The sequence below is a fragment of the Microcoleus sp. D3_18_C4 genome, from assembly GCF_036702355.1.
Classification (GTDB): Bacteria; Cyanobacteriota; Cyanobacteriia; order Cyanobacteriales; family Microcoleaceae; genus Microcoleus.
The window spans coordinates 141,929-168,100 of the sequence record NZ_JAUBTF010000006.1 but is presented as its reverse complement, the minus strand read 5'-3'; the positions used below and the strand labels follow the sequence as shown (position 1 = coordinate 168,100).

Annotated in this window: 23 protein-coding genes and 1 pseudogene; 16 read left to right on the top strand and 8 right to left on the bottom strand. The window is 47.5% G+C overall.

The window, feature by feature from the left end:
- From QUA90_RS05060 to QUA90_RS05050, 3 genes and pseudogenes are all read left to right on the top strand, one after another.
- A pseudogene (locus QUA90_RS05060) lies at positions 1 to 510 on the top strand (photosystem II q(b) protein); the annotation flags it as partial.
- A 404-nt stretch (positions 511 to 914) separates the two neighbouring features.
- The gene (gene cbiE / locus QUA90_RS05055) at positions 915 to 2,183 is read left to right on the top strand and encodes a precorrin-6y C5,15-methyltransferase (decarboxylating) subunit CbiE (RefSeq protein WP_333444145.1); all 1,269 of its coding nucleotides are present in this window, start codon (positions 915 to 917) and stop codon (positions 2,181 to 2,183) included.
- Between the two features lie 225 nt (positions 2,184 to 2,408).
- A complete protein-coding gene (locus QUA90_RS05050) occupies positions 2,409 to 3,881 on the top strand; it encodes a tetratricopeptide repeat protein (protein ID WP_333444144.1) in 1,473 nt (490 codons plus the stop codon).
- A 261-nt stretch (positions 3,882 to 4,142) separates the two neighbouring features.
- On the opposite strand, the gene cphA is transcribed toward QUA90_RS05050, so the two are convergent.
- From cphA to QUA90_RS05035, 3 genes are all read right to left on the bottom strand, one after another.
- On the bottom strand, positions 4,143 to 6,863 hold the full coding sequence (gene cphA, locus QUA90_RS05045; RefSeq protein ID WP_333444142.1) for a cyanophycin synthetase: 2,721 nt from the start codon (positions 6,861 to 6,863) through the stop codon (positions 4,143 to 4,145).
- A 338-nt stretch (positions 6,864 to 7,201) separates the two neighbouring features.
- On the bottom strand, positions 7,202 to 8,095 hold the full coding sequence (locus QUA90_RS05040) for a cyanophycinase (RefSeq protein ID WP_015178241.1): 894 nt from the start codon (positions 8,093 to 8,095) through the stop codon (positions 7,202 to 7,204).
- Between the two features lie 65 nt (positions 8,096 to 8,160).
- A complete protein-coding gene (locus tag QUA90_RS05035; RefSeq protein WP_333084108.1) occupies positions 8,161 to 8,319 on the bottom strand; it encodes a hypothetical protein in 159 nt (52 codons plus the stop codon).
- Positions 8,320 to 8,427: 108 nt separating this feature from the next.
- Between QUA90_RS05035 and trmD the strand changes: the two genes are divergently transcribed.
- The 6 genes from trmD (at position 8,428) to larB (ending at position 13,749) form a co-directional block, all read left to right on the top strand.
- Positions 8,428 to 9,123, top strand: coding sequence for a tRNA (guanosine(37)-N1)-methyltransferase TrmD (gene trmD / locus QUA90_RS05030; protein ID WP_333444140.1), 696 nt, complete (start codon positions 8,428 to 8,430; stop codon positions 9,121 to 9,123).
- Positions 9,124 to 9,508: 385 nt separating this feature from the next.
- Positions 9,509 to 9,988, top strand: a complete 480-nt coding sequence (gene ispF, locus QUA90_RS05025; protein ID WP_333211506.1) for a 2-C-methyl-D-erythritol 2,4-cyclodiphosphate synthase — start codon at positions 9,509 to 9,511, stop codon at positions 9,986 to 9,988.
- 33 nt (positions 9,989 to 10,021) lie between these two features.
- Positions 10,022 to 10,540 (top strand): hypothetical protein, encoded by a 519-nt coding sequence (locus QUA90_RS05020; RefSeq protein WP_333444138.1) that lies wholly within the window; start codon positions 10,022 to 10,024, stop codon positions 10,538 to 10,540.
- Positions 10,515 to 11,120, top strand: a complete 606-nt coding sequence (locus QUA90_RS05015; protein WP_333323803.1) for a PIN domain-containing protein — start codon at positions 10,515 to 10,517, stop codon at positions 11,118 to 11,120. The genes QUA90_RS05020 and QUA90_RS05015 overlap by 26 nt, the downstream gene beginning before the upstream one ends.
- Positions 11,121 to 11,160: 40 nt before the next feature.
- Positions 11,161 to 12,921 (top strand): ABC transporter substrate-binding protein, encoded by a 1,761-nt coding sequence (locus tag QUA90_RS05010; RefSeq protein ID WP_333389959.1) that lies wholly within the window; start codon positions 11,161 to 11,163, stop codon positions 12,919 to 12,921.
- Between the two features lie 24 nt (positions 12,922 to 12,945).
- Positions 12,946 to 13,749, top strand: coding sequence for a nickel pincer cofactor biosynthesis protein LarB (gene larB, locus QUA90_RS05005; protein ID WP_333444136.1), 804 nt, complete (start codon positions 12,946 to 12,948; stop codon positions 13,747 to 13,749).
- Positions 13,750 to 14,117: 368 nt separating this feature from the next.
- Here the strand turns inward: larB and QUA90_RS05000 are convergent, their stop codons facing one another.
- Complete coding sequence (locus QUA90_RS05000; protein WP_333084122.1) at positions 14,118 to 14,729, bottom strand: hypothetical protein; 612 nt, start codon at positions 14,727 to 14,729, stop codon at positions 14,118 to 14,120.
- Positions 14,730 to 15,056: 327 nt separating this feature from the next.
- On the opposite strand from QUA90_RS05000, the gene QUA90_RS04995 reads away from it, so the two are divergent.
- The 3 genes from QUA90_RS04995 to QUA90_RS04985 all read left to right on the top strand — a co-directional run bounded on the left by QUA90_RS04995 (position 15,057) and on the right by QUA90_RS04985 (position 16,757).
- Positions 15,057 to 15,269 (top strand): high light inducible protein, encoded by a 213-nt coding sequence (locus QUA90_RS04995; protein WP_333084124.1) that lies wholly within the window; start codon positions 15,057 to 15,059, stop codon positions 15,267 to 15,269.
- Between the two features lie 143 nt (positions 15,270 to 15,412).
- On the top strand, positions 15,413 to 15,952 hold the full coding sequence (gene psbP, locus QUA90_RS04990; RefSeq protein WP_333084125.1) for a photosystem II reaction center PsbP: 540 nt from the start codon (positions 15,413 to 15,415) through the stop codon (positions 15,950 to 15,952).
- A 154-nt stretch (positions 15,953 to 16,106) separates the two neighbouring features.
- Positions 16,107 to 16,757: a nucleoside triphosphate pyrophosphatase gene (locus QUA90_RS04985; protein WP_333323818.1), complete on the top strand. Its 651-nt coding sequence runs from the start codon at positions 16,107 to 16,109 to the stop codon at positions 16,755 to 16,757.
- A gap of 289 nt (positions 16,758 to 17,046) precedes the next feature.
- Here QUA90_RS04985 and QUA90_RS04980 read toward each other — a convergent pair whose 3' ends face one another.
- On the bottom strand, positions 17,047 to 17,952 hold the full coding sequence (locus tag QUA90_RS04980) for a calcium-binding protein (protein WP_333444134.1): 906 nt from the start codon (positions 17,950 to 17,952) through the stop codon (positions 17,047 to 17,049).
- Positions 17,953 to 18,254: 302 nt separating this feature from the next.
- Here QUA90_RS04980 and eno point away from each other — a divergent pair, with 302 nt between their 5' ends.
- Positions 18,255 to 19,535 carry a phosphopyruvate hydratase gene (gene eno, locus QUA90_RS04975; RefSeq protein WP_445300090.1) on the top strand — a complete coding sequence of 427 codons (1,281 nt, stop codon included), beginning with the start codon at positions 18,255 to 18,257 and terminating at the stop codon, positions 19,533 to 19,535.
- Between the two features lie 161 nt (positions 19,536 to 19,696).
- Here eno and argC read toward each other — a convergent pair whose 3' ends face one another.
- Entirely contained in the window at positions 19,697 to 20,755 is a 1,059-nt protein-coding gene (argC, locus tag QUA90_RS04970; protein WP_333084129.1) for an N-acetyl-gamma-glutamyl-phosphate reductase, read from the bottom strand.
- A gap of 433 nt (positions 20,756 to 21,188) precedes the next feature.
- Here argC and QUA90_RS04965 point away from each other — a divergent pair, with 433 nt between their 5' ends.
- Complete coding sequence (locus QUA90_RS04965) at positions 21,189 to 22,205, top strand: sulfate/molybdate ABC transporter ATP-binding protein (protein WP_333084131.1); 1,017 nt, start codon at positions 21,189 to 21,191, stop codon at positions 22,203 to 22,205.
- A gap of 161 nt (positions 22,206 to 22,366) precedes the next feature.
- Here the strand turns inward: QUA90_RS04965 and QUA90_RS04960 are convergent, their stop codons facing one another.
- The gene (locus tag QUA90_RS04960) at positions 22,367 to 22,708 is read right to left on the bottom strand and encodes a low temperature-induced protein (RefSeq protein WP_333314320.1); all 342 of its coding nucleotides are present in this window, start codon (positions 22,706 to 22,708) and stop codon (positions 22,367 to 22,369) included.
- 434 nt (positions 22,709 to 23,142) lie between these two features.
- The gene (gene hisF, locus QUA90_RS04955) at positions 23,143 to 23,934 is read right to left on the bottom strand and encodes an imidazole glycerol phosphate synthase subunit HisF (protein ID WP_333444132.1); all 792 of its coding nucleotides are present in this window, start codon (positions 23,932 to 23,934) and stop codon (positions 23,143 to 23,145) included.
- A 512-nt stretch (positions 23,935 to 24,446) separates the two neighbouring features.
- Here hisF and QUA90_RS04950 point away from each other — a divergent pair.
- Both QUA90_RS04950 and psbU read left to right on the top strand, forming a co-directional pair.
- Positions 24,447 to 25,433 (top strand): adenylate/guanylate cyclase domain-containing protein, encoded by a 987-nt coding sequence (locus QUA90_RS04950; RefSeq protein ID WP_333084136.1) that lies wholly within the window; start codon positions 24,447 to 24,449, stop codon positions 25,431 to 25,433.
- 255 nt (positions 25,434 to 25,688) lie between these two features.
- Entirely contained in the window at positions 25,689 to 26,123 is a 435-nt protein-coding gene (gene psbU / locus QUA90_RS04945; RefSeq protein WP_333084137.1) for a photosystem II complex extrinsic protein PsbU, read from the top strand.
- Positions 26,124 to 26,172: the final 49 nt, after the last annotated feature.

The window sequence follows — 26,172 nt, the reverse complement described above, 5'->3', positions numbered from 1 at the left end:
ATCCTGATGCACCCGTTCCACATGTTGGGAGTTGCTGGTGTCTTCGGTGGTAGCTTGTTCTCCGCCATGCACGGTTCCTTGGTAACATCTTCCTTGGTTCGTGAAACAACCGAAACCGAATCGCAAAACTACGGTTACAAATTCGGTCAAGAAGAAGAAACCTACAACATCGTTGCAGCCCACGGCTACTTCGGTCGTTTGATTTTCCAATACGCTTCCTTCAACAACAGCCGTTCTTTGCACTTCTTGTTAGGTGCATGGCCAGTTGTCGGCATCTGGTTTACCGCTTTGGGTATCTCCACGATGGCTTTCAACTTGAACGGTTTCAACTTCAACCAATCGATTATCGACTCGCAAGGTCGTGTCATCAATACTTGGGCTGATGTCATCAACCGCGCTAACTTGGGTATGGAAGTAATGCACGAGCGCAATGCTCACAACTTCCCGCTTGACTTGGCTGCAAGTGAAGTCACTCCTGTAGCTTTGGTTGCTCCTTCTATCAATGGCTAAGTTTTAGTCCTCGATTACAAAAAGCGCTCCTAGTAATAGGGGCGCTTTTTGTTTGGGGAAAATTTTTAGAGACTTTATTCTGATACCTCGTCGGGTAAAATAACCGTTATAACTGACATCTTGCACTATTATTAATAAGTGTTTCACGGGCGGGCAGGATGCCGACCTCACAAGAAGAGATATACTGTTTGTGGAACAGGCAAGATGCCTATTATTGAGAATTGTGCAAGATGTCAGTTAGAAATTTTGTAGTCAATAATTCAGTCCCACAGAGTTTTATTATGAGGAATGAATTCCTCACTATAAATCAATTTTATTCGGGTTGTTCTAGCGGAAATAATATGATTAATAACTAATAACTAATAATTAATAATTAATAACTAATAACTAATAACTAATAACTAATGACTATTGAGTTTGAGCATTCCGATGCAGCCGGAAACGAGATTAGCGGTAAGGATTCAATGCACAAATGGCTTTCGGTGGTGGGGATTGGCGAAGACGGATTATCGGGATTGAGTGCGCTCGCCTCTACTCTCCTCTCTCGATCTCAAGTCGTTGTCGGTGGTGCCCGTCACCTCGCAATGCTACCAACCGACGACACCCGCGAACAATTGCTTTGGGCTTCGCCGCTACAAACAACAGTCGATCAAATCATCCGCCGCCGGGGACAGTCTGTCTGCGTGCTAGCCAGCGGCGATCCGATGTGTCACGGCATCGGCGTCACGCTGTCGCGCCACATTCCCATTTCGGAAATGACTGTGATTCCGTCGGTATCGGCTTTTAGTCTTGCTTGCGCCCGTTTGGGTTGGCCGCTGGCCCAAGTTGAGACTTTCAGTTTGACAAATCGCCCGATCGCATCGATCGCCCTTGCTTTGTCCCCCGGCGCGCGCTTGCTGGTGTTGAGCGCTGACAGACACACGCCGGGAAAGGTGGCACAATTGTTGACGCAGCGGGGGTTTGGCAGCAGTTTGATGACCGTGTTCGAGCGGATGGGAGGGAACTCGGAACGGCGGATCGAGGGGGTAGCAGCAGCCTGGAATGAATCGGATTTGGCGGATTTGAACACGATCGCGATCGCAGTTGCAGCCGATCGCGAAACTGTGATTTTCCCTCGTACCTCCGGTTTGCCGGATGCTGCATATCGCCACGACGGACAACTTACCAAGCGGGAGGTTAGAGCCGTTACTCTGTCAACGTTAGCACCGATTCCGGGTGAGTTGCTGTGGGATGTGGGCGCGGGCTGCGGCTCGATCGCGATCGAATGGATGCGGAGTCATCCTCGGTGCAGGGCGATCGCGATCGAACGCCATCCAACTCGATTGCAATACATCGCTGAAAATGCCTCGACTTTCGGCGTTCTCGAACTCGAAATCGTTGCGGGAGAAGCGCCGGAAGCCCTGACAAATTTGCCTCAACCGAATGCTATTTTCATCGGCGGCGGTGTCACTGCAGAAGGTTTGCTGGAAACTTGCTGGAATGCTTTAGGTGAAGGCGGCCGATTAGTTGTTAATGCGGTGACAGTTGAGAGCGAACTGAAAGTTTTGCAATGGCACGATCGTTATGGTGGGGAACTCATTAGAATTGGGATTCAGCGAGTAGGGGCGATCGGCTCTTTTCAGGGTTGGAAGCCGCTTGCACCCGTAACTCAGTGGGCGGCAGTTAAAAGCTAAAGTAAAATATTCCGAGGGAGCCATCTAAAATAGAGTAATGTGCGCCAGAGGCCTCAACCCTTAATAATAATCGCTTTCTCACTCCGCCTGACGCAGCCTACGAGTTGATTTGAGTATGATACTTGGCTTGAGTCCGATTAAAGTAAAATATTCAGAGCGAGCCATCTCAAATGTCAAATCTCAAATCTAAGAGCTCAAATCTCAAAGCTCATGAGAGGTTAAAAAATGAGTTTTTATTACCGACTGCCGCCAGCGCTAATCGCGGCAACAATTGCGAGCGTGCAACCTGCTGAATTTGCTGTCGCGCAGTTGTCAGCACAACAAGTGGAAGAAAGTGAGAGAAATGAGTGCAATCCGTCAGGAGAAATCGATTTCAATGAAGCTATTCGCCTCAATCCTAACGATGCTGAAGCGTACAACGGTCGGGGTGCTGTCCGCTATGACCAGGGAGATAGAGAGGGTGCGATCGCCGATTACAACGAAGCTATTCGCCTCGATCCTAACCATGCTAATGCTTATCACAATCGGGCTCTGCTCCGCGATGAACTGGGAGATAAACAAGGTGCACTAGCCGATTACAACGAAGCTATCCGCCTCGATCCTAACGATGCTGATGCTTACTACAATCGGGGTATTGCCCGCTATGACCAGGGAGATATACAGGGAGCGATCACCGATTACAACGAAGCTATTCGCCTCAATCCTAAGTATACTTATGCTTACTTCAATCGGGCTCTGCTCCGCGATGAACTGGGAGATAAACAAGGTGCACTAGCCGATTTCAACGAAGCTATTCGCCTCGATCCTAACGCTGCGGATGCTTACTACAATCGCGCTTTTGTTCGGTCACAGCAGGGAGATATAGAGGGTGCGATCGCCGACTACAACGAAGCTATTCGCCTCAATCCTAACGAGGCTAAGGCTTACAACTATCGCGGTTTTGTGCGAGCGCAACAGGGAGATATACAGGGTGCAATCACCGACTACAACGAAGCTATTCGCCTCGATCCTAACGATCCTGAAGCTTACAGCAATCGCGGTTTTGTTCGCTCACAACAGGGAGATAAACATGGTGCAATCACCGACTACAACGAAGCTATTCGCCTCAATCCTAGCTATGGTAAAGTTTACGGAAATCGGGGTTATTCCCGCTATGACGAGGGAGATATACAGGGTGCCATAGCCGATTTTAACGAGTTTATTCGCCTCGACCCTAATGATGCTAAGGCTTACAACTATCGCGGTTTTATTCGCTTACAACAGGGAGATATACAAGGTGCAATTGCCGACTACAACGAAGCTATTCGCCTCGCTCCTAAGTATGCTGATGCTTACTACAATCGGGGTGATTTCCGCTATAACCAGGGAGATATACAGGGTGCGATCGCCGACTACAACGAAGCTCTTAGCCTCAATCCTAAGTATACTTATGCTTACTTCAATCGGGCTCGGCTCCGCGATGAACTGGGAGATAAACAAGGTGCACTAGCCGATTTCAACGAAGCTATCCGCCTCGATCCTAACGATGCTGATGCTTACTACAATCGGGCTCTTGTCCGGAACCAACAGCGAGATATACAGGGAGCAATAAATGATTTTCAGAAAGCCTCTGAGTTGTATCAGCAACAGGGAAATACCGATTCATACAGAGATGCACAAAATGCAATTAGAGAACTTCAGAAAGAGCTTGAAGTCTAATATCGTGTAGGCGCGATCGACCGCAATAAGTATGCTTCGTATTATGGACTTGAACCCGCACTATCCTGCTGCATCAAGTCCGCACTACAACCTGTTTTTGTTATGGTAATCGACCGGACACGATATAACTATTTATTATAGGTACGCACCGATATATTACCAATTAGCGGGCGTACCTCATTTAACTGAGAATTTATATAAAAATAGGTTGGGTGTCCTAAAAGTTCAACCCAACCTATTAATTAAATGAGACTTAAGAGTTTAGCCTTGATTCACCACAGTCGGTTTTAAACTTTCCTGTGACTTCGATCGATCTAAACCATTTTGAACTTCCACAGATTCCTTAATCGGTTTCCGGGCTTCAATTAAACTCAAAGCTTTGTTGACACCTTCAGGTAAAATCACTACCAAACTGCCTACCGCCGCCTCATCTAAAGCCTTGTTAACGGCCATTGTTTCGTCGAGAATCAACTCGTATTCAACGTTAGATTTGTTTGCGGTTCCTGCAGAAATCGCCTCGGCAATTCCCTGGCAAATTAACTTGGCCACAACACCGGGTTCTCGCCCGCGCCTGTCAATATCTTCCTTGACAATAATACGATCGAACATCTCGGCCGAAAGTTTACCCAGCGTGACAAAATCTTCATCTCGTCGGTCTCCGGGGGCACCTACTACCCCGATTCGCAGTCCCGGCCAATTCAGCACGAAACTGCCCAAAGCTTTGTAGCTGTGGGGGTTGTGGGCGTAGTCGAGTAAAGCGTGATAGCTGCCCAAATTAAACAAATTCATCCTTCCGGGAGTTTGACCGACGGATGCTTGGAAGGTTGACAAAGCCGATCGAATATCTTCTATTTTCACTCCTTGGGCAAAAGCTGCCAAACAAGCTGCTAAAGCATTGGCAATCATAAACGGCGCGCGCCCGCCCATCGTCAGCGGCACGTTCACAGCCTGCTCAATTCTCAGCGTCCAATCGCCTTTCAAGATTGACAAATACCCATTTTCGTAAATCGCTGCCAGCCCGCCCGCAGCAGTATGTTTGGCAACCAGTTCGTTGTCCGGGTTCATGGAAAAATATGCAATTTGAGCCTTGACACGCTGCGCCATTTGTGCTACTAGCGGGTCATCTGCATTTAACACTGCATAGCCTTTGGGCATTACCGACTCGACGAGAACGCTCTTGAGTTTGGCCAGTTGTTCCACGGTGTCGATGTCGCCAATTCCCAAGTGATCGGCTGCGACGTTCAAGACGACGCCAACATCGCACTGGTCGAAGCCGAGGCCCGATCGCAAAATTCCGCCTCTAGCCGTTTCCAGCACCGCCACTTCTACCGTTGGATCAGACAAAATCAATTGAGCACTCTGCGGCCCGGTATTGTCTCCGCTTTCGACCAAATAATCGCCGATGTAAGTGCCGTCGGTAGTCGTGTAGCCGGTAATCTGACCGGTCTGTTTGACAATGTGGGCAAGCAGGCGAGTGGTTGTCGTTTTGCCGTTGGTTCCCGTTACCGCTAAAATCGGCACCCGGCTGGGTTGAGGCGAGGGGAAAAGCATATCGAAGACGGCGCCGGCGACGTTGCGGGGTAAACCTTGACTTGGGGCGACGTGCATTCTGAAACCCGGTGCTGCGTTGACTTCGACGATGACGCCGTTGACATCGCGCAGGGGTTGGGAAATGTCGGGAGTTACTACGTCAATGCCGGCGATGTCCAAACCGATAATTTTGGCGACTCTGGAAAACAGCCAGACGTTTTCTGGGTGGATTTCGTCGGTGCGATCGACTGCAATTCCACCGGTACTCAAGTTTGCTGTCGCCCGCAAAAATACTCTTTCGCCGGCGGGCACTACGGAGTCCATCGCGTATCCTTGTTTTTGCAGCAAATCCAGGCACAATTTGTCGATCGTGATCCGGGTGAGTACGTTGTCGTGTCCGTCTCCTCGCTGCGGGTCGCGGTTTACTTCTTCAATAAGCTGTTCTACTGTAGACTTGCCGTTACCTACGACGTTAGCCGGGACTCGTTCTGCGACTGCTATGACTTGCCCGTTGACTACCAATACTCTGTGGTCGCGGCCGACGTAATAGCGCTCGACAATCACACTTTTTGTTTTTGATGCCGCGCTGGCTAAGTCGTAGGCTTCTTCTGCTGCTTCCCAGGAATTGATGTCGATCGTAATGCCGCGGCCGTGGTTGCCGTCTAGGGGTTTGAGGACGATCGGATAACCGCCGACATCTTCGATCGCCCCGCGCAGTTCATCCAAATAATGAATCACCGTTCCTCTGGGAACCGGCACGCCGGCGCTGGCGAGGATATTTTTGGTACCTTCCTTGTCACAGGCAAGTTCTACCCCCAAAACTCCCGTCCGGTTGCTCAGAGTTGCCTGAATCCGCTTTTGGTGAACCCCGTAGCCGAGTTGAATCATAAACCGGGCGCTCAAAGGTATCCAAGGAATGCCACGCGCTTCTGCTTCCTTAATCAGTGTTTCCGTGCTCGGCCCCAGGGCCGCCGAAGCAGCAAACTCTCTCAGGTCTCTCAAATCTTGGACTAATTCTGCTGCTGGATAAGTGCCTGTCTCGGCAATGCTTTGGCACATCCGCACGCCCGCCCGGGCTGCATAGCGACCGGCTTGTTCGTTTTGATACTCAATTACTACTTGGTAAATACCTGGGGTCGCAGTCTCGCGGGTACGGCCGAACCCGACCGGCATTCCTGCCATTTGCTGAAGTTCTAGGGCGACGTGTTCGATTACGTGTCCCATCATTGTGCCTTCTCTGACCCGTTGCAGGAATCCTCCCTGATGGCCTGGAGAACAGTGATGGTCGTTCAAACTCGGAAGTGCGGCGATCAACCCTTCATAGAAGCCAGGAATTTCCGATGTCTTTTTATCTGCCCACTCCTCTAAATCCAGACGCATCAGGACGAGTTTCTGGCGTCGGATGCTCCAGTAGTTGGGGCCGCGTAAGGTCTGGATTTTAAGTATTTTCATGGCAGTTAGAGGGGTATGGGGCGCGAAATCTTATAGATAATTGGAGCATTTATTCAATTTCGATCTAGATTGCTCGATCGACTGTTCGCTGCGAACAGTTTGGGAGTGAATTTCCAGTTATGGGCTACCCCATTGAAAATTCATGCCCCAGCGATCGGCTAAAAACAAGTACAGGTACATGGCTAGCCAAAACTCAAAGCCCGAAGCTAGAATTTTCCGTGATTCTGCCTCCTGGGGTCAGACCGTGGCTGCTTCGGAATCTATTCTATTGTGGTATCCATGATTCGGCCGGAATGCCACCTAATTTCTGCCGAATCAATGACAAGAGATGTTCTACGTTAGTTGGCTGTGCGGCATTCGGGGGGCCAGCCAGACTCGGAACACGCTCCTGATGGCATTGGTTTGCCTAGGGGCATATTGTAGCAATCTCCGTGACACAGAACGTGCAAGCGCATATTGAACAGACTTAAAGGTTCTGTCGCTCCTACCATAGACTCATTGGTATAAAAATTTTCCCTAGAATCAACAATAGTCACAGTGCCTTTACCGAGAATTTTCATAGTATCGTCTCCCTCAAACAAGGCGCAGGTGTCTTCGTCAATACCAATAGCGATGCGATCGGGATGGCAAGCCACAGCCGACAGCAAGCGAGCCATGCGGTTGCGGTTGTGAAAATGCTGATCGACGATGATCTCAGGAATAATGTTAAGTCCGTTTGCCATGTCTACTAAAGAGCGGTTCGGTGACGCGCCACTCCCACCGCCTGCAATCATGTGATATCCCATCACCGCAGCACCTGCGCTGGTGCCAGCGAGGGTAATCTTGCCTTCGAGAGTTTCTTTGCGAATTTTCTCCATCAGCGGGGTGTCCGCCAGCAGTCCACAAAGCCGCAGTTGGTCGCCGCCTGTGATGAATACGCCCGTACAGTCTTCTAAGTAATCTTTCCAGACAGGGTTTTCGCCTTGTTCGCGTTCGCGGATGTCCACTACTTTGACGGCGCTAACGCCCATTTCGTCAAATATTGTACGGTAGCGGTTGCTAATTCCTTCGGGATCTCGCGAAGCGCACGGAACGATCGCCAGCCGAGCGTTTGCACCCCCAGCACGGCAAAAAAAGGTGTTCAAAATCTCTCGCCCGTGAACTTTGTCTTCGGCTCCCCCGATGACCATAATCGAGGTTTTTGTGCGCTGGGGAATATTGTGTTCAAGGGCTTGAGATGTCAACTGCTGCATGGTGTGTCTTCCTCTGTTGGATGTGAAATTCAATTTTGCCGTGGCTGTGCGTAGAATAGGGCTTTTTAAGAATAAATATTTGTTGGTGCGAGGGAGGTGCGATCGCCGATCGTGCGATCCCGCAGTTGTTTGGCGGTGAGTTTACTTGCAGTCGCTGTCATGAAAAACTGATTATTGTTGTACAAAACGGGCCCGCCGACAAAGGAAGAGAATTTAACTTGCAAAAATTTTCAGAAATTATAAGAAATTATAAAGAATAAAGCAATTACTGAAAACTGAACTCCCTCTAAAGGTCAAACTAGAGGTGATGTATCAATGAAATTCCAATAATTGTGCGATTTGACGTTGTTACCCTATTTCCAGAATTTTTCCGGGCTCCCCTAGAGTCGGGACTGATGGGCAAAGCCTTAGCTAAAAAGATTGCTGAGGTGAATTTTGTCAATCCCCGCGATTTTACCACAGACAAACACCAGCGAGTCGATGATGAGCCTTACGGGGGCGGAGTGGGGATGCTGATGAAACCGGAACCGATTTTTGCTGCGGTGGAGTCGCTGCCGGTTTTGCCGCGACGCGAGGTGATTTTGCTGACTCCCCAGGGGGAACCGATGCAGCAGGGGATGTTTCGGGAGTTGGCGGCCGATCGCGATCAGTTGGTGTTGATTTGCGGTCATTATGAGGGTGTGGACGATCGAGTCCTGCATTTGGTGACTCGCGAGGTGTCTTTGGGGGATTTCGTGCTCACGGGGGGCGAAATTCCGGCTTTGGCTTTGATTAATGGGGTTTTGCGATTGCTGCGGGGAACTGTGGCCAAGGAAGATTCCCTAAAGTTTGAGAGTTTTGAGGACGGACTTTTGGATTATCCGCAGTACACTCGACCGGCGGATTTTCGGGGATTGAAGGTGCCCGATGTGTTGCTGTCTGGTAATCACGCAGAAATTGCTCGCTGGCGCAAGCAACAGCAAATTGAAAGAACTCGATCGCGCCGGCTGGATTTGTACGATCGGTGGTTGCAGGAGAGGGAAGAATAGGAGTAAAGGGCGATCGCACGAGTGGTCAGAAACCGGGTTTTTTGCGGTAATACTTCGTTGTAGTCCACAGATTCGGTAAAAAACCCGGTTTCTTTGGTCTTGATGCGTAAATCCCGTATATTTAAGAGCCTAATAAATTTTGGATTCGCGTTTGTAAGTCTTTGAGTTCAGGAGAGCGATCGAGAAGTCCCCGATAATTTTCTAGCGTTTCCAGCATTAACCCTTCTCTCCCCCCTCCAGCAGCTTTAGGATTGCCATAGCTGCTGAGGAAATTAGCAAAAAAAAATATTTAACACTCGGATCGGCATTAAAAAATAAATTCACTTATCTCCCTAAAAATATGAAATAATTGTCTTCTACTATACTTACCAAACCTTCCTTTTACATGAACATCCGCATCGGCAATGGCTACGACATTCACTGCTTAGTTCCCGATCGCCCTCTCATCCTAGGCGGTGTCAATATTCCCCACGAATTAGGCTTATTAGGACACAGCGACGCCGACGTACTTACTCACGCTATCATGGATGCCATGCTCGGAGCTCTGAGCTTAGGAGATATCGGTCTTTATTTCCCGCCAACTGACCCGAAATGGAAAGGTGCTGATAGTCTCGTACTGTTGGCACAAGTGAATCAGTTAATATTAGATAAAGGCTGGGAAATCGGCAATATTGATTCGGTGGTAGTGGCAGAACGTCCAAAGCTGAAACCGCATATTGAGCAAATGCGCGATCGGCTTTCTACTGTCCTACAATTAAAACCCGACCAAATCGGCATCAAAGCTACTACCAACGAAAAATTAGGGCCTGTGGGAAGAGAAGAAGGAATTGCAGCCTATGCTGTAGTTTTGTTAGTGCTAAAATAGAACTTTAATCTACGTTTTAGGAAGGCCAAAACCATGCAAACTGAAACCTTGGATTTAGAGTTACCCATAGACGCAGATATTATCGCATTGGATAAGGACGATCGGGTAGTCGTGCTAATCGAAGTCAAAATTATTGAAGCTCAAGAAACAGCAGCAAAGCAGAGGATTGCTGATGACAGGATATCTTGGATGAGAGCTGCGTTAGCGAAAATGTCCGAGCAACGCACCATCATTCCCTATGCGATGTTTGTTGACACCGAACTGATTCTGATTTTCAAATGGGACGGAGTAAATTTATCTGAACCTGTGTGCTCTCTAGACACTGCTGATATCCTTCGCCATTATGAGCCAGAATTTGGCAACAAACGGATATTTAAGCGATATCTAACTAGACTGGTTGAAGCATGGCTGCGCGACTTAGCTTATAATTGGAAGTCTGAGATTCCAACCGCATCAGAACAGATAGCAAAAATCGGCTTGCTGCCACTGCTAGCAGGTGGGACGACAAAATCTGGGGTAGAAATTGGTGGCAATTTTATATATCGAGACTAACTTTCTGATGAGCATTGCTACGGGACGCGACCCTGACGCTAACAACTTGTTGGTGAGTGTACCGACATCAGTCAGCATAGCCATACCAAGTTTTTGCTGCATGGAATCACTCTCGGCTTTAGAAGACGAAATCAAGCGACGCAACCGTTTTTTAGGTGAAATGGAAAAACAAATTAGTCAGCTAAAGCGAGATAAAACTTCACCCTCTGCCCAGTCTCTTGTCTTCCACTTAGAGCAATCACTCACTGAAAATGAGGCTCTGATAAATGATATTAATGCACGTCTTTTTGCAGCTCTTGATTTGTTAGCCACAAAGATAGAAATGATTCCCTTAACAGCAGGCATACTTCAAGCAAGTTTGAATTCAATTTTTATTGAAGAAGACCCGACAGACAATTTGATTCTGCACTGCATTTTGCGTCACGCACACTTACATCCTAATGAAGTCAAGGTATTTTTGAGTAATAATACAAAAGAATTTGGTCTGCCCAAAGTTCGAGATGCTTTGCGGGAAGTAGGGATAACCAAGTACTTTTCGCGCACTGAAGACTTTCTCGGTTGGCTACAATCTCAGTCATAGTCGCACGCAAGTGGTAAACTAAAAAATTATGAAAATTTCTATGATCCTATATTCAAGACTGCGCTGGTTCGTAATTTTACTGGCTGCAATTGCCACTATAACTCTGTCTGCGTGCACTCCAGCCCGATCGAACTTAGTAAACAGGCTCATCGTTCCCACCCCCAGCGGCCCAGCTACCTTTAACTACCCGCTAAATCAATCTGCATACAGCGTTTTTGGCTATATGTACGAGGGATTGATCAACGAAAATGGCTTGACATCGGAGTTAGAACCTGGTTTAGCCGAGTCCTGGGAAGTTTCTAAAGATGGCAAAAAGATTGTCTTCACCCTGCGAGAGGGCTTGAAATGGTCGGACGGCCAACCTCTGACTACTGATGACATTATCTTCAGCTATGAAAAGATTTATTTCAATGACAAAATTCCTAGCGGTTTGAAAGATATTCTGAGGGTTGGCATCAGCGGTCAATTTCCAAAACTCAAAAAACTCGACAGTCGCCGCGTAGAATTTTCCGTTGCAGAACCCTTTGCTCCTTTTATTAGATATGCTGGGGGAATCCCAATTTTACCAGCTCATATTTTACAGGAATCTATCGATAATACAGATGCAGATGGCAAGCCTAAATTCTTGACTACTTGGGGCACGGATACTGACCCTAAAAAAATTGTGGGGAATGGTCAATACCGAATGCTGAGCTATACTCCCAATCAGCGCGTTGTTTTGGAACGAAATCCGTATTATTGGCGCAAAGATGCTGAGGGAAATCCTCAACCTTACATCCAGCAAATTGTTTGGCAAATTATCGAAAATACTGATAATCAACTGCTGAATTTTCGATCGGGCGATTTGGATACTCTGAACGTGGAGCCGGAAGTGTTTCCGCTGCTGAAACGGGAGGAAAAACGCGGCCAATATACGGTCTTCAACGGCGGGCCGGATACTGGTAGCGTTTTTATGTGTTTCAATCTGAATAAGGGGCGCAATGCTCAAAATCAGCCGTTTGTAGACCCGGTTAAGTCTCGCTGGTTCGCGAGTAAGGAATTTCGGCAGGCGATCGCCTATGGCATCAATCGCGAGGCGATGACTAACAATATCTATCGCGGACTTGGCGCGCCGCTGCATTCCCCAATTCCGGCGCAAAGCCCGTTCTACCTGTCCCCAGAACAGGGATTGAAAACTTACAGTTACGATCTGGAAAAAGCCAAAGAGTTGCTGTTAAGTGCTGGCTTCAAGTACAATTCTAACGGCGAATTGTTGGATGCTGAAGGCAACAAGGTACGATTTACTTTGTTGATGGCGGCAGGTAAAAAAGTTCGGGAACAAATGGGAACGCAAATTAAGCAAGACTTGGGCAAACTGGGGATGCAAATTGATACGCAGTTCCTGAGTTTTAACACTTATGTGGAAAAGCTGCGATTGACGCGAAATTGGGATACTTACCTCGGCGGTTTTACGGGAGGTACTGAACCGCACAGCGGCTACAATATTTGGTCAGTCAATGGCACTTTGCACAGTTTCAACCAGGGCCCGCAATTCGGAGAACCCCCGATTAAAGGTTGGGAAGTGTACGACTGGGAGCAGAAAATCGATGACCTTTATGTGAAGGCTTCCCAGGAGCTTGATGAAGCGAAGCGCAAGGAGCTTTATGGAGAAACGCAGCGGATTATAGCGGAACAAGTTCCTTTTGTTTATATGGTAAATCCGCTGACTTTTGAGGCGGTGCGCGATCGCGTTTCGGGAATTCGCTACAGTGCTCTCGGTGGCGCTTTCTGGAATTTGTACGAGTTGAAAATAGCAGAATAGTCAGCAGTCATTAGTCATTAATTAATGGAACCTAAAATTTTACAGAAGTTACTCGAATCTGTCGCTGCCGGCGATATTAGCCCGATCGCAGCTTTGGATAAATTAAAGCATTTTGACTTTGAACAAGTCGGCGATTTTGCCAAAATTGACCATCACCGCACTCTAAGAACGGGTTTTCCTGAAGTAATCTGGGGCCCGGGGAAAACGCCAGACCAAATTGTTGAAATTATCGAGGCGATGCGCGGGCGAAATTCTGCGGTGATGGCGACACGAATCGAACCGGAAGTTTTCGAGCAATTGCAGCAAAAAATACCCGATTTGTGCTACTACCAAAAGGCTCGAATTTGTGCAATTTCTCCTAATTCCCCAACTCCGCAGCATCCGGGTACTGTGACTATTATCAGTGCGGGAACGGCGGATTTGCCTGTAGCGGAAGAGGCGGCAGTTACTGCGGAACTTTGCGGTTTTCAGGTGCGACGTTTGTGGGATGTCGGAGTGGCCGGCATTCACCGCTTGCTGAGCAACCGGCACGTAATTGCCGATGCTGATGTGTTGATTGCAGTAGCGGGTATGGAAGGTGCTTTGGCGAGTGTGGTTGCGGGTTTGGCAGATTGTCCGGTGATTGCTGTGCCGACGAGTGTAGGTTACGGCGCGAGTTTTGGCGGGATTGCTCCTCTTTTAACTATGCTCAATTCTTGTGCGGCTGGTGTGGGTGTGGTGAATATTGATAATGGATTTGGCGCGGCGATTTTGGCTTGTCAAATTCTCAGAAGTGCTGGCAGAGTGGGAAGAAGAGGAGAGGGGGAGAATCTGATAGAGGGGGAATAGTTAGAAACCCCCTCTATCAGATAAGACTAAGGCCAACTGTCACAGGACGATCGATTTTTAGGGTGCCTCTTGCACCATTCTCAAGAACAGGCAAGATGCCTGTTCCACAAAGAGTGAGTTTTCTTGTGGGGTGGGCATCCTGCCCGCCCGTAAAAAACCTAATTGAAAATGGTGCAACATCTCAAGTCCCTCAGACTCGGTTATTGAAAGATTATTGAAGATTTCCGGTAGTAGAGCACCTTACTATATATGCCCGTGGCGTCCAGGACGGCCAGACTCGGCGGTTGAAACCCGGTCTCAACTTGTCTCTCGTTCCAGCAGAGGAGGACTAAAAAATACAGGAGGTATTATTCAAGCCGGATTTGATATTACTTGCTGCCTAGCCAAATCGGATAAGCAGAAGAATCCTCAGCTTTTAACTTTTGCGCCTGATAACTCTTGCTAGTCCAAGTAGCTACTGTTTGCAGGCTTTCTGTCAAACAACTTTCGCTACCAAACGCTTCAAATCCCAAACTCCACCACGCGCTGCCATTAATGTTCAACTGAGTAAGTTCCACGGTGCAACCTTGGGGAATTGGGGCTTCCACAGGCACAGACATCAGGGAACCAGGGGTCGATACTTGATAAAGACGCTGCGCTCGCTTTTTCTTGACTGCCACCCACTTTCCTGTCGCCAAAATATCCGCCGGTATCGGCGCCATCGTGTCGGCACAAACCCACTTCAGCCACTTTTCGGCTTTGCCTTCCCAGCGGTTGCCGAACTGCATCGTCCCCAACTCTCCCTGACGCCACTTTACCTCCAAGGTTTTCCCCCGCAGCTTCACTCCCAAGTAGTCGCAGCTTGGTACTAGCAAATATATGTCTTCCCGCTCTTCAGGAGGCGAAAGATACCCGCCGAGACTCTCGCTTCCAAACCATTGATTGATTGATTTTGGCAGTGCACCGCTATAAAACCACCGCATTTCCAGACTGGCCCGCATAAATTTTTCCTCCGTTCCACAATTTTCGTCAAACCCAGACTGGATTTGCCATACACCATCGACTTTTGTGCCTCTCCACTCTATCCTCCCCCCTCCGGGGCCCAGAGTCTACCCACAGTCATACCATTGTTAGATTTTAGATTTTAGATTTTAGACTTGGGAAAGACTGACTATATAAGGGTTTAGAGCTTGCCTACAGTTGCATTTTTTTTATTTACTGGTGTCAGAGCGAGGTCTTTTAAAAAAATTTCTCACAATCCTTTACATATCTTCACAAGTCTGTTACATTTATTTACAGTACACTAAAAACCATTTAGGAAAAAAAAGATGAGTAACAGAGGCTTAATGCTGGACGACCAAGGCAAAATGAACAATTTTGCGATCGAGCCGACAGTATACATCGATGACGAACCCCGCACCGGCTTTACCCCCTACGCAGAACGCTTAAACGGCCGCCTTGCCATGATTGGCTTTGTTTCTCTCTTGGCTTTAGAAGTTTCGACCAAGCACGGGCTGATTAGCTGGCTGACTCAGCTTTAATGACTTTGTTAACAATTAAACTATATGGCTATGGATCGCGGGCGGTACACAAACAGCGATCCATAGCTTAACTATTTTTAGGATCAAAGTTTGGTGAGACAATTAAAATTAAATATTTTTGTTTTACCCTACCCGTAAAAAGAATGCTCAAACGAATTGCGGCAATACTTCTGGTTGTTCTAAGCCTCACCTTGACCGGTTGTGTGTCTAAAGTCACCGGACTCAAAAGCTACGTTGATACTGGCGATGGCTATCAATTTCTCTATCCTAACGGCTGGCTGCCGATCGCGGTTTCTAACGGGCCCGATGTGGTGTTCCGCGATTTGATTCAGCAAACCGAGAACGTCAGCGTGGTAATTAGTCCAGTCGCCAAGGACAAAACTCTCGCGGATTTGGGAACACCGACGGATGTGGGATACAAGCTCAGCAAAAGTGCGATCGCCCCGATTGATTCCGGCCGCGAAGCTGAATTAGTCAATGCAGAAGCTCGTGAATCGCGATCGAAAAACTATTACATTTTAGAATATGCCGTTAAGTTGCCAAACCAAGAACGCCACAACTTAGCGAGTGTAGCCGTCAGCCGCGGCAAACTTTTTACGCTTAACGTTTCCACTACCGAAGAACGCTGGCCCAAGGTAAAAGAAGCTTTTGAGAAAGTCGTTAAATCTTTCTCTGTTTATTAGGGAATTGGGAATTGAGTATTGGGCATTGGGCATTGTTGACTGTTGACTGTTGACTGTTCGCTGTTGACTTTTGACTGTTCGCTGGAAACCTCACCACAGTTAACTGACAACTGTCAACTGTCAACTGTCAACTGTCAACTGAACTTCTTAAATGATGAAAATTCCAACTTTTGTATTAGCTTCAGCTTCTCCAGCGCGCCGCCGCCTGCTAGAAAATGCCGGAATTCAAGCTGTGATTTGCCCCAGCGACTTTGATGAAGGACAAATACAAATGAAAGATGCCACTAATTTAGTGCAGGTTTTAGCAGAGGGAAAAGCTGAGGCTGTAGCTAAGTTTTTACTGGCTAATTCTCACCCCCAAATCTCCAATCCTAAAGCGTGTTTGGTGTTGGGATGTGATTCAATTTTGGTCATAGATGGCGAAATTCACGGCAAACCCAAGGATGGGGAAGAAGCAATCTCGCGCTGGCAGAAAATGCGCGGTAAGGTGGGCGAACTCTATACGGGTCATGCTTTAATTGATACTAGATTCGATGACTTTGGTGAGGCTAGGTCGCGATCGATCATTCGCTGTCAAGTTACAAAAGTTCATTTTGCGGAAGTTACCTCGCGCCAAATAGTGGCTTACGTCGCTACCGGAGAGCCCCTCGCCTGTGCAGGCTGTTTTGCACTCGAAGGTAAAGGCGGTTTGTTTGTAGAACAAATCGAAGGATGCCACACAAATGTGATTGGTTTGAGCTTACCTGTGCTGCGGCAAATGCTCACCGAAATGGGATATGATGTGGCAGATTTCTGGCAATCTTAAATATTGTTAAATTCATGTCAGGAATCGGGAGGCAGAGCCTCGCTTATATTCGTTCTCAGGCAGAGCCTGGGAACGAGGATTGATAGCCTTGGTGTTGTGGAATCGGCGTCCCGCCCGTCCGTGTTCTGCTTCTTAGGATGGCGAATTAAATAACTTACAATTTTAATTGTTATTGTGGGATGGGCGTCCCGCCCGTCTTTTTTGGACGGGCGGGACGCCCATCCCACAAACTTCTGGAAGTTATTTAATTCTCATTCCTTAGCAGCAATATGTACCGATTTGAATTAACCTAGAGCGTCGCCTCCGATACAGAGATAAACTGAATTTGATCCGGCGAAACATCCTTCACCAAAGCCAAGATATTGCCACTGCTAGCTTCCCGAATCACCGTCGCCTTAGTATTTAAAATTCTAAAATCAGCCGTTCGAGGAATTCCCGGAGGAAAAGGCCCGCTGCTGTCATAATCTCTGGCATCACCAATTGTTAAAAACCTTTCGCTCAAAACAATATCATTTCGCGTCAATCCACCCGCCAATCCAATTACATCACCTTCAGCCGGATTGTAATCGAGAATAAAATCTGCAGGCACTTCATCTACATCAAAATTGCCGCTAGGAGACGGTTGAAGCGAACCAATCTCTCCCGAAGTTGCTCCCACTTCTGTGCGGAGGACAAACAAATCTGCGCCTTCACTTCCCCAAAGTCTATCAATTCCAGCCTCACCGATTAGAGTATCATTTCCACTCTCTCCTACTAAAGCATCATTCCCTTTACCACCGCGAATAAAGTCATTGGCCGTGCCTCCATAAACGTAGTCATCACCTTGATCTCCGCTGACAAAATCGCTGCCACATTCTCCATACAGAATGTCAAAATCTTGGCCACCACGAATAGTATCGCTGCCACACCCTCCGATTAAAGTATCTGTGCCGCTGTTACCGTTCATCAGTTCCGCACCACCGGAACCTCTGACAAAATCGTTACCATCTAAAGCCTGTAAGCCTCCGGGAGTATTCCGCAGAATTCCGTTTGCTAATTGAAATGCGTCGTCATTGGGAGTTAAGTCAAAAAAGTTGGGGTCGCTGTCTGGATTTGGCAATGGCCCTGTGAGTAATTTGATGTTTGGGGGATCAGCAATAATTGAGTCTGGATTTTCAGCTAATGCTCTAATTTCTCCGAGATTTGTTTCTAACATCCTAAGTTTCTCCTTTTTTGATTGACTTTGTTGACATTCTGATTTTAACAAAGATTCCAATTAAGAAATCTGCGGGAATCTGGGGTTAAAACAATCAAATTATTGTCCAAATAGCCGTAGATGCTTATTCAATAAGCGTAGTTTATTGACACCAGGTTGCTCGTCCAAATCCGCAAATATTTTGAACTGTGTACCAATAATTCTGGGGATCGCGTAATCTATTACCCGTCAGCAGTCAGCGTGGGAAAACCCAGAGACTGCTAATTGTCATGAAACCTTGAGTTAAGTCAGGAATAATTAATATGCTAGACACTGCGATCGAATCTATTCAAGCCAGAGAAATCCTCGACTCCCGTGGCCGCCCCACCATTGAAGCTGAAGTTTACCTAGCCAACGGCGTTGTGGGGATCGCCCAAGTCCCCAGCGGTGCGTCTACAGGCTCTTTTGAAGCCCACGAACTCCGCGATGATGACAAAACCCGTTATGGCGGCAAAGGAGTCCTAAAAGCCGTTGCTAACGTCGAACACAAAATTGCCCCCGCTTTGGCTAATATAGATGCGATCGACCAAGCGCTGGTAGACAAAACCATGATTGACTTGGACGGTTCCCCCAACAAATCCAACCTCGGCGCAAATGCCATTCTCGGAGTCTCCTTAGCCACAGCAAAGGCGGCCGCCGAGACTTTAGGACTCCCCCTTTACCGCTACTTGGGCGGGCCCTTGGCGAACGTTTTGCCCGTACCACTGATGAACGTGATCAACGGGGGCTCTCACGCTAACAATAATGTGGACATTCAAGAATTTATGATTGTCCCGGTGGGTGCGCCTTCTTTTAAAGAAGCTTTACGCTGGGGTGCAGAGGTATTTGAATCCTTGAGTAAAGTCTTAAAAGCTGAGGGTTTGCTGACTGGTGTGGGTGATGAAGGCGGTTTTGCGCCTAATCTGAAATCCAATCAAGCAGCTTTGGATTTGTTGATTGCAGCTATTGAAAAAGCTGGCTATAAACCGGGTGAACAAGTTGCTTTGGCTTTGGATGTTGCTGCTAGCGAATTTTACAAAGATGGGCAGTACACTTACGACGGTGTGGCTCATTCGCCGGCAGAATTAATGGATTATTTGGATGGTTTGGCCGGAAAATATCCGATTGTTTCTATTGAAGATGGTTTGCACGAAGACGATTGGGACAGTTGGGTAGCGCTGACTGAGAAAATGGGCAGCAAAGTTCAATTGGTTGGTGACGATTTGTTTGTTACTAATCGCACGCGGCTGCAAAAAGGAATTGATTTGAAAGCTAGCAATTCGATTTTGATTAAGCTGAATCAAATTGGTTCTTTGACGGAGACTTTGGATACGATCGACCTCGGCAAACGGAACAGCTATCGAGCCGTCATCAGCCACCGTTCGGGTGAAACTGAAGATACCACAATTGCCGATTTAGCGGTAGCGACTCGCGCCGGTCAAATCAAGACTGGTTCTTTGTGTCGCAGCGAACGAGTTGCCAAATATAACCGTTTATTGCGGATTGAAGACCAATTGGGCGATCGGGCAATTTATGCTGGGTCGATCGGTTACGGGCCCAAGTAACACTTGGTAATCGAAAATTTTCGTTCCCCGGCTCTGCCTGGGGACGCTGATCCGGAGGCTCTGCCTCCAATTTTCCTCGCGTCTTCGAGGCAGAGCCTCTGGATATCGGTTCCCAGGCAGAGCCGGGGAACCAGTTAAATCTGGATATTACCGATCCTCAATTAAGGATAGAAAGCCAATTGTGGCAAACCCAAAGTTTCTTCCCAACCCATCATCAAGTTCATGCACTGGATGCCTTGACCGGCTTGTCCCTTAATTAAATTGTCGATCGCCGATAGCACAATCACCCTGTCAGTACGCGGATCGACTTCCACACCGATGTAACACAAATTTGTGCCGCAAGCCCATTTTGTTTGCGGATAAACTCCCGCCGGTAACACTTTTACCCAAGGACTATTGCGGTAAAAAGCACTAAAAATTGTGATTAAATCTTCCCGCACCAAACCCGGATCGCGCAAAGTTGCGTACACAGTCGCCAAAATTCCCCGCACCATCGGAATTAGGTGGGGAGTAAACTGAACTTTAATATCATGTCCCGCTAAATCGCTGCAAATTTGCTCGATTTCTGGCGTGTGGCGGTGGCGGCCAACACCGTAAGCGCCCAGAGAACCCTCTGCTTCAGCCAACAAGAGATTAACTTCGGCTTTGCGGCCCCCTCCCGAAGCACCGGATTTGGCGTCGATGATAGCTGTTTCTGGCACAATGAGGCCTTGTTTGAGCAAAGGTGCCAGGGCTAATAAACTAGCAGTGACGTAGCAGCCGGCACAGCCTACTAATTGAGCGTTTTTAATGCGATCGCGGTACAATTCTGGCAAACCGTAAACAGCCGTTGCAGCCAGTTCAGAGTCCGATCGCTCGCCGCCGTACCAAGCTTTGTAAGTGTCCAGATTTTCAAATCTGTAATCAGCCGACAAATCCAAGACTTTGCAGCCTTTCTCTATCAGCGTCGGTGCCATTTTGCAAGCTAAACCGTTCGGCAGCGACAGAAACACAACTTCGCATTTTGCTGCTATTTTGTCTAGGTCGATCGCCTCGACTGTCAAATCAATGCAGTTAGTCAGATGCGGGTAAAGGCTGGAATAAGGTTTTCCTGCACTGCTATCCCCGCCCAAATAAACTACTTCAGCCGCCGGGTGGTCCGCCAGCAGTCGCACAAGTTGCACGCCGCCGTACCCTGAAGCGCCGATAATTCCTACAGGCACACGTCCAACATCTCCCATTTTCCTTTATCCCCTCAGCCGTTGAAGTCAAAAACGCTTGAACTTTTGCTGCATTGTAGTACCAAACGTCAACTTTGGTGGCAAAGAATTGTGTTGTTTTGTTTTGGAGGTGCATTTTTGTTGATTTTCGGCTGTTTGATACCGCCCAAAACCCATACAAAGCCCTGGAACTCCGAAAGTTTTAGACCAAAGTTCCATCTTCCAGATTCCAAGCTGCAAGTAAATCTAAAATCTAAAATCTAAAATCTAAAATCGACTGACCGATCGCCAAAACCCTAAAATTAACAAACTGATGTGCGATCGTGCTATAAAAAAACTTACCTTAACCCATCCACAAACCGGAGATTAACATTTTTCCCTCTTGCCTCTTGCCTCTTGCTTCCTGTATCCTGCCTCTTCCCTCTTCCCTCTTCCCTCTTCCTTCTTCCTACCTATGGGCATAGTTGTAGAAAACGTATCAAAACAGTTTGGCAGTTTCCAAGCACTCGATCGAGTCAGCTTAGAAATTGAATCGGGTTCCCTAGTCGCATTGCTTGGCCCGTCTGGTTCCGGCAAGTCTACACTGCTGCGACTGATTGCGGGTTTAGAAATGCCCGACTCCGGCAAAATCTGGCTAACAGGCCAAGATGCGACCAATACTAGCGTCCAAGACCGCAAAATTGGGTTCGTATTTCAGCACTACGCGCTATTCAAGCACATGACAGTGCGAAAAAACATCGCTTTCGGGCTGCAAATTCAGAAAACACCACCCGCGAAAGTCAAATCGCGGGTAGAAGAGTTGTTGAATTTAGTGCAATTGGCAGGATTGGGCGATAGATACCCGTCGCAACTTTCAGGGGGCCAGCGGCAGCGGGTGGCCCTCGCCAGAGCCCTGGCTGTGGAACCGAAAGTGTTACTGCTAGACGAACCTTTTGGAGCCCTCGATGCCAAAGTTCGCAAAGATTTGCGCGCTTGGTTGCGGCGACTGCACGACGAAGTTCACGTTACCACAGTCTTTGTGACGCACGATCAAGAAGAAGCGATGGAAGTTGCCGATCACATTACAGTAATGAATAAAGGTAAAATCGAACAAGTAGGCACACCAGCAGAAATTTACGACCATCCCGCTAGTGCTTTCGTAATGAGTTTTATCGGTCCAGTCAATGTCTTGCCCAGCAGTTCAAGAATGTTTCAAGACAACGGCTTTGACTCAGCCAACCCAGAGATTTTCTTGCGCCCTCACGACGTAGTAATTGAAACTACAGAAAATAGTGCAACAGTGCCTGCAAGAATCAGTCGCTTGATTCATTTGGGATGGGAAATTCAGGTAGAATTGACCTTAGATGACGGTCAAGTAGTAAACGCTAATTTGACTAGAGAAAGATTCGATAGCTTGAACTTGCAGCCCCAGCAAAGAGTGTTCGTAAAGCCGAAAGATGCCAAGTCCTTTCCACTTTTTTATTCCATCTAAGAGCGATTCTGAAAACTAAAGCTAAATTTAGATTGGATACGGCTTTTCCAAGGATGTGGCGCGGTGCGGTGTGTCTACAAAAAAATTCTAGGGACACGGCACCGCGCCGTATCCCTAATCTTTATATACTGACAACTATCCGCTGACTACTGCGCGCTGAGTTAGTCTTTAATTTTGTTGACAGCTTTTTTGACTTGTTGCTCAAAGGATGTAGCTTGTGTATTGGAAGGATTTTTCATTTTTTCAATGTCAGCGTCCCCCTGAACTTCGTTGGGTCCTTTGCTGGCTTTTTCTTGAGTTTCTTCCAAGGACATTGGCTTTTTCAGTACAGCTTCTTGAGATTCTTTTTCAATTCCTAAAAGTTGGTCTTCACCTTTGGTGGGGCTGCTGGTAACGGCAAAAGCCGGAAAAGCATTAGAAACAAACATCAAGGCACAAAAACAAACAGCTATTAAACTGCGGACTAAACGCTTGGCAGGGAAGTTAAAGCTGATAAAAGACATACAAAATTTCTCCGTTTTTAGAATTTTTGATCGCTAAGATTGTTAACAGGCTGAAGCTTACTCATATTCTGCACAATCTTTAACTCAATTTTGAAAGAAAGCAACCGTTGCTTTCTTTCAAATTGAGCTAATATATAATATTTAGCTGAAAAAGCTGGTATTTGAAATCCTTCTCAGGGAATATTTCTAGTTGACTGGCGTCGATCGCCCCAAGAGATTTATGTAGAAGGCACTTGTGTAGAATCAAAAAAATTCTCTATAAGTGCCTTCGGATGCGCCTCACATAGCGGTATCAATGTCAGTAACTGGTTTTATCGTGGAGTGGGGGCGGGTTTATTTAGCCTCTTTACAACGTGAGAGGGCGCTTGAGTGAACCCGCAGAGCGGTTTGTTAAAAATGTTGCAAGATATGAGATGCGCCCGACTATCCACTGACTAATGACTAATAACTAATGGCTGCTGCTGTCGCACGGGAACTTGACATTTTGCTAGATAAGTTTTAATTTCTCCTACACTGAGTTGCCCGTAATGCAGCAGGGAAGCCAGCAGTGCAGCTTCTGCTTTGCCCTCAGTCACGGCTTCGTAGATATGGTGGCAGTTGCCGGCGCCGCCGGAAGCAATGACGGGAATTTCGACCATTTCGGCAATGCTTCGAGTTAATTCCAAATCGTAACCTGCTTGAGTGCCGTCCGAGTCCATGCTTGTCACCAGAATTTCGCCCGCGCCGCGCTGTTCGGCTTCTTTGGCCCAGGCGATCGCATCTAGGCCGGTATTTTCTCGCCCTCCGCGCACGTACACGTCCCAACCAGGATTATCTGCGTCTTGCCGTCTGCGAGCGTCGATCGCCACTACAATGCACTGATTACCAAATCGATCACTCGCTTTGTCAATTAAACTCGGATCGCGCACCGCCGCCGAATTAATACTCACCTTATCAGCGCCCGCCCTCAATAAACTTTTAATTGTGTCTAAGGATTGGATGCCGCCGCCCACCGTCAAAGGGATAAATACTCGATCGGCCGTTCGGTACACCACATCGATCATAATATTCCGGTCTTCGTGAGTCGCCGTAATGTCCAGAAACACCAACTCGTCAGCACCGGCATCATTGTAAACCTGAGCCATTTCTACCGGATCGCCAGCATCCTGAAGGTTGACAAAATTGACACCTTTGACCACGCGACCGGCTTTCACATCCAAACAAGGCAAAATTCTTTTCGACAACATAAAATTCTCGTGTTTCCAACTTATTGACCGCCGCAGCGAGGAAAAGGCTTTGTTGATATCTTCAAAAACCCGAAGTTAAGCCACAAATCTTAAAGATACCTTGTGTTTAACAATTCTCGGTCGGAGCCGGAGAGCCATTTTTCAGTTTTTTTAGCCCCCCTGAGAATAAATAAAACTTGGCTCGCAGTAGGAGCCGTGACCTTAGGTAGAATATGGGTAGAGAGTTATGTTTCCGCAAAAAGCAACAAATTTAGGTCCCCAGAGACATCTTTGGGGTGAAAAATATGACAATTTCGCCTATGATCGAACCATAACTACCTTCGCTGGCGATCGAATTGTGGTTCGGCAATCCTGTATGCTTTGGTGCATCGACGATCGACTAAACAATTTTAGATTTGAGAACAGCAGATTTGAGGTTTTTTAGCAGCAATCTCAGTTATAAGCCGCGCGGTAAAGTTAAAATTTAAAGTTTAAAATCTCAAATCGGTTGACTTGATGTCGTTTTTAGGGCTGTGGTGACTTTGCAAGCCAATCCACATTTGGTACTTCGTACAGAGAAAAGCGGCAATCGCTACTTGCCGCTCTCCGGCAGCAATTGCTGGACAGTAGGGCGGAGCGATGACAATAATTTTGTACTGACAGATCGCTGGATTTCCCGTAATCACGCGATGTTACAGCAAATGGAGACAGGAGAGTTCTACCTGATCGACTTGGGCAGCCGCAATGGTTCCTTTGTCAACGGGCGGCGCGTCAGTATTCCTGTCACTCTCAGAAATGGCGATCGGATTATTTTCGGTCAAACCGAATTGGACTTTTACAACCCAACCGCCGGTCACCGACACGATCCAATACACGAGACAGACTCTGAAGATTTTACGGCGACTTTGACGGTGCGTAGCCTGATTAGCGTCATGGTAATGGACATCCGAGACTTTACAGTTTTGACTAGGCAGCTAGACGAAACCCTCCTCTCGGAAGTTATCGGCAACTGGTTCCGCAAAGCAGGACAGATCATTCGCGAACACGGCAGTTGGGTGGACAAATACATCGGCGATGCCATCATGGCAGTCTGGTTCCACAAAACCAGCGGTGTCAGCAGCGAGGAAATGATGCGGATTTGCCAAGCTTTGAGCGAACTGCACAAGGCAACAGACGAACTCAGCAGCCGTTACCCCCTGCCTTTTCCTTTGCGAGTCGGGGCTGGCATCAATACCGGTTATGCAATGGTGGGAAATTCTGGCAGCAGCGACCGATCGGACTATACCGCCTTGGGAGATACTGTAAACGCAGCATTTCGCCTGGAATCTTGCACCAAGCAACTCGGCAAGGATATCGCTGTGGGAGAAACTACCTACAAATACCTGACGCAATTGGGGGCCCAGGGCGCTTTCGAGCAGCACACCGTTGCTTTAAAGGGTTACGACACTCCCACCGTGACTTACGGCGGTACTTATGCTGACTTGAATGCTTTTCTCAAAACGAAAGGAAAAAGTTCTTGATAGCGAGAAAATTGGGGGCGGGGCAAAAATTAACCCTTTAAAATGGCAGTCCGAGTTTTTAATTGGGAGTGCCTTTGATAAACTTGCCTGCGATGCTTAAAAGTCGGCTATTATCATATATTGTCAGCCTTGTCAATACCAAAATGTAAAGTTTATAACAGCCCTCTACCTATTGCGGATTTATCTGAAAAACTGCATAAGCAAAATGGTAGTCTCTACATAAATGCTGTGTATGAAATTGGGAGACAAAACTTCATGAAACGATTGGGTCGTCTATTGGCAGTATTGGGCTTAGTGCTGGGCTGCTTTGCATGGGCTGGAGACCAAAGTGCGATCGCGGCAACCTTGAGCCGTATCGTCTTGCCATCATCCTCGCTCCTAGCTGTTGAAGCTCCGGCTAGAACCAATCGCGCCGATGAGAAGCTTGCCACAGAATACGGCAAAAAACTTGATTTGAACAACAGCGCCGTCCGAGACTTTCGGGAATTTCGAGGGTTGTATCCCACTTTAGCTCGACTAATTATTAAGAATGCTCCTTACGAAAATGTTGAGGACGTACTCAATATTCCAGACTTGACGGAAGCTCAGAAAAAAGTGCTGCAAGCTAACATGGAAAAGTTCACCGTAACTGATGTTGAATCAGTCTTTATTGAAGGAGACAACCGGTTGAATAATGGTCTCTACGACTAGGTAGCAGCGGGTCTCTTTTGAAGGCATTCGCAATTGGGCAGAAGGCATT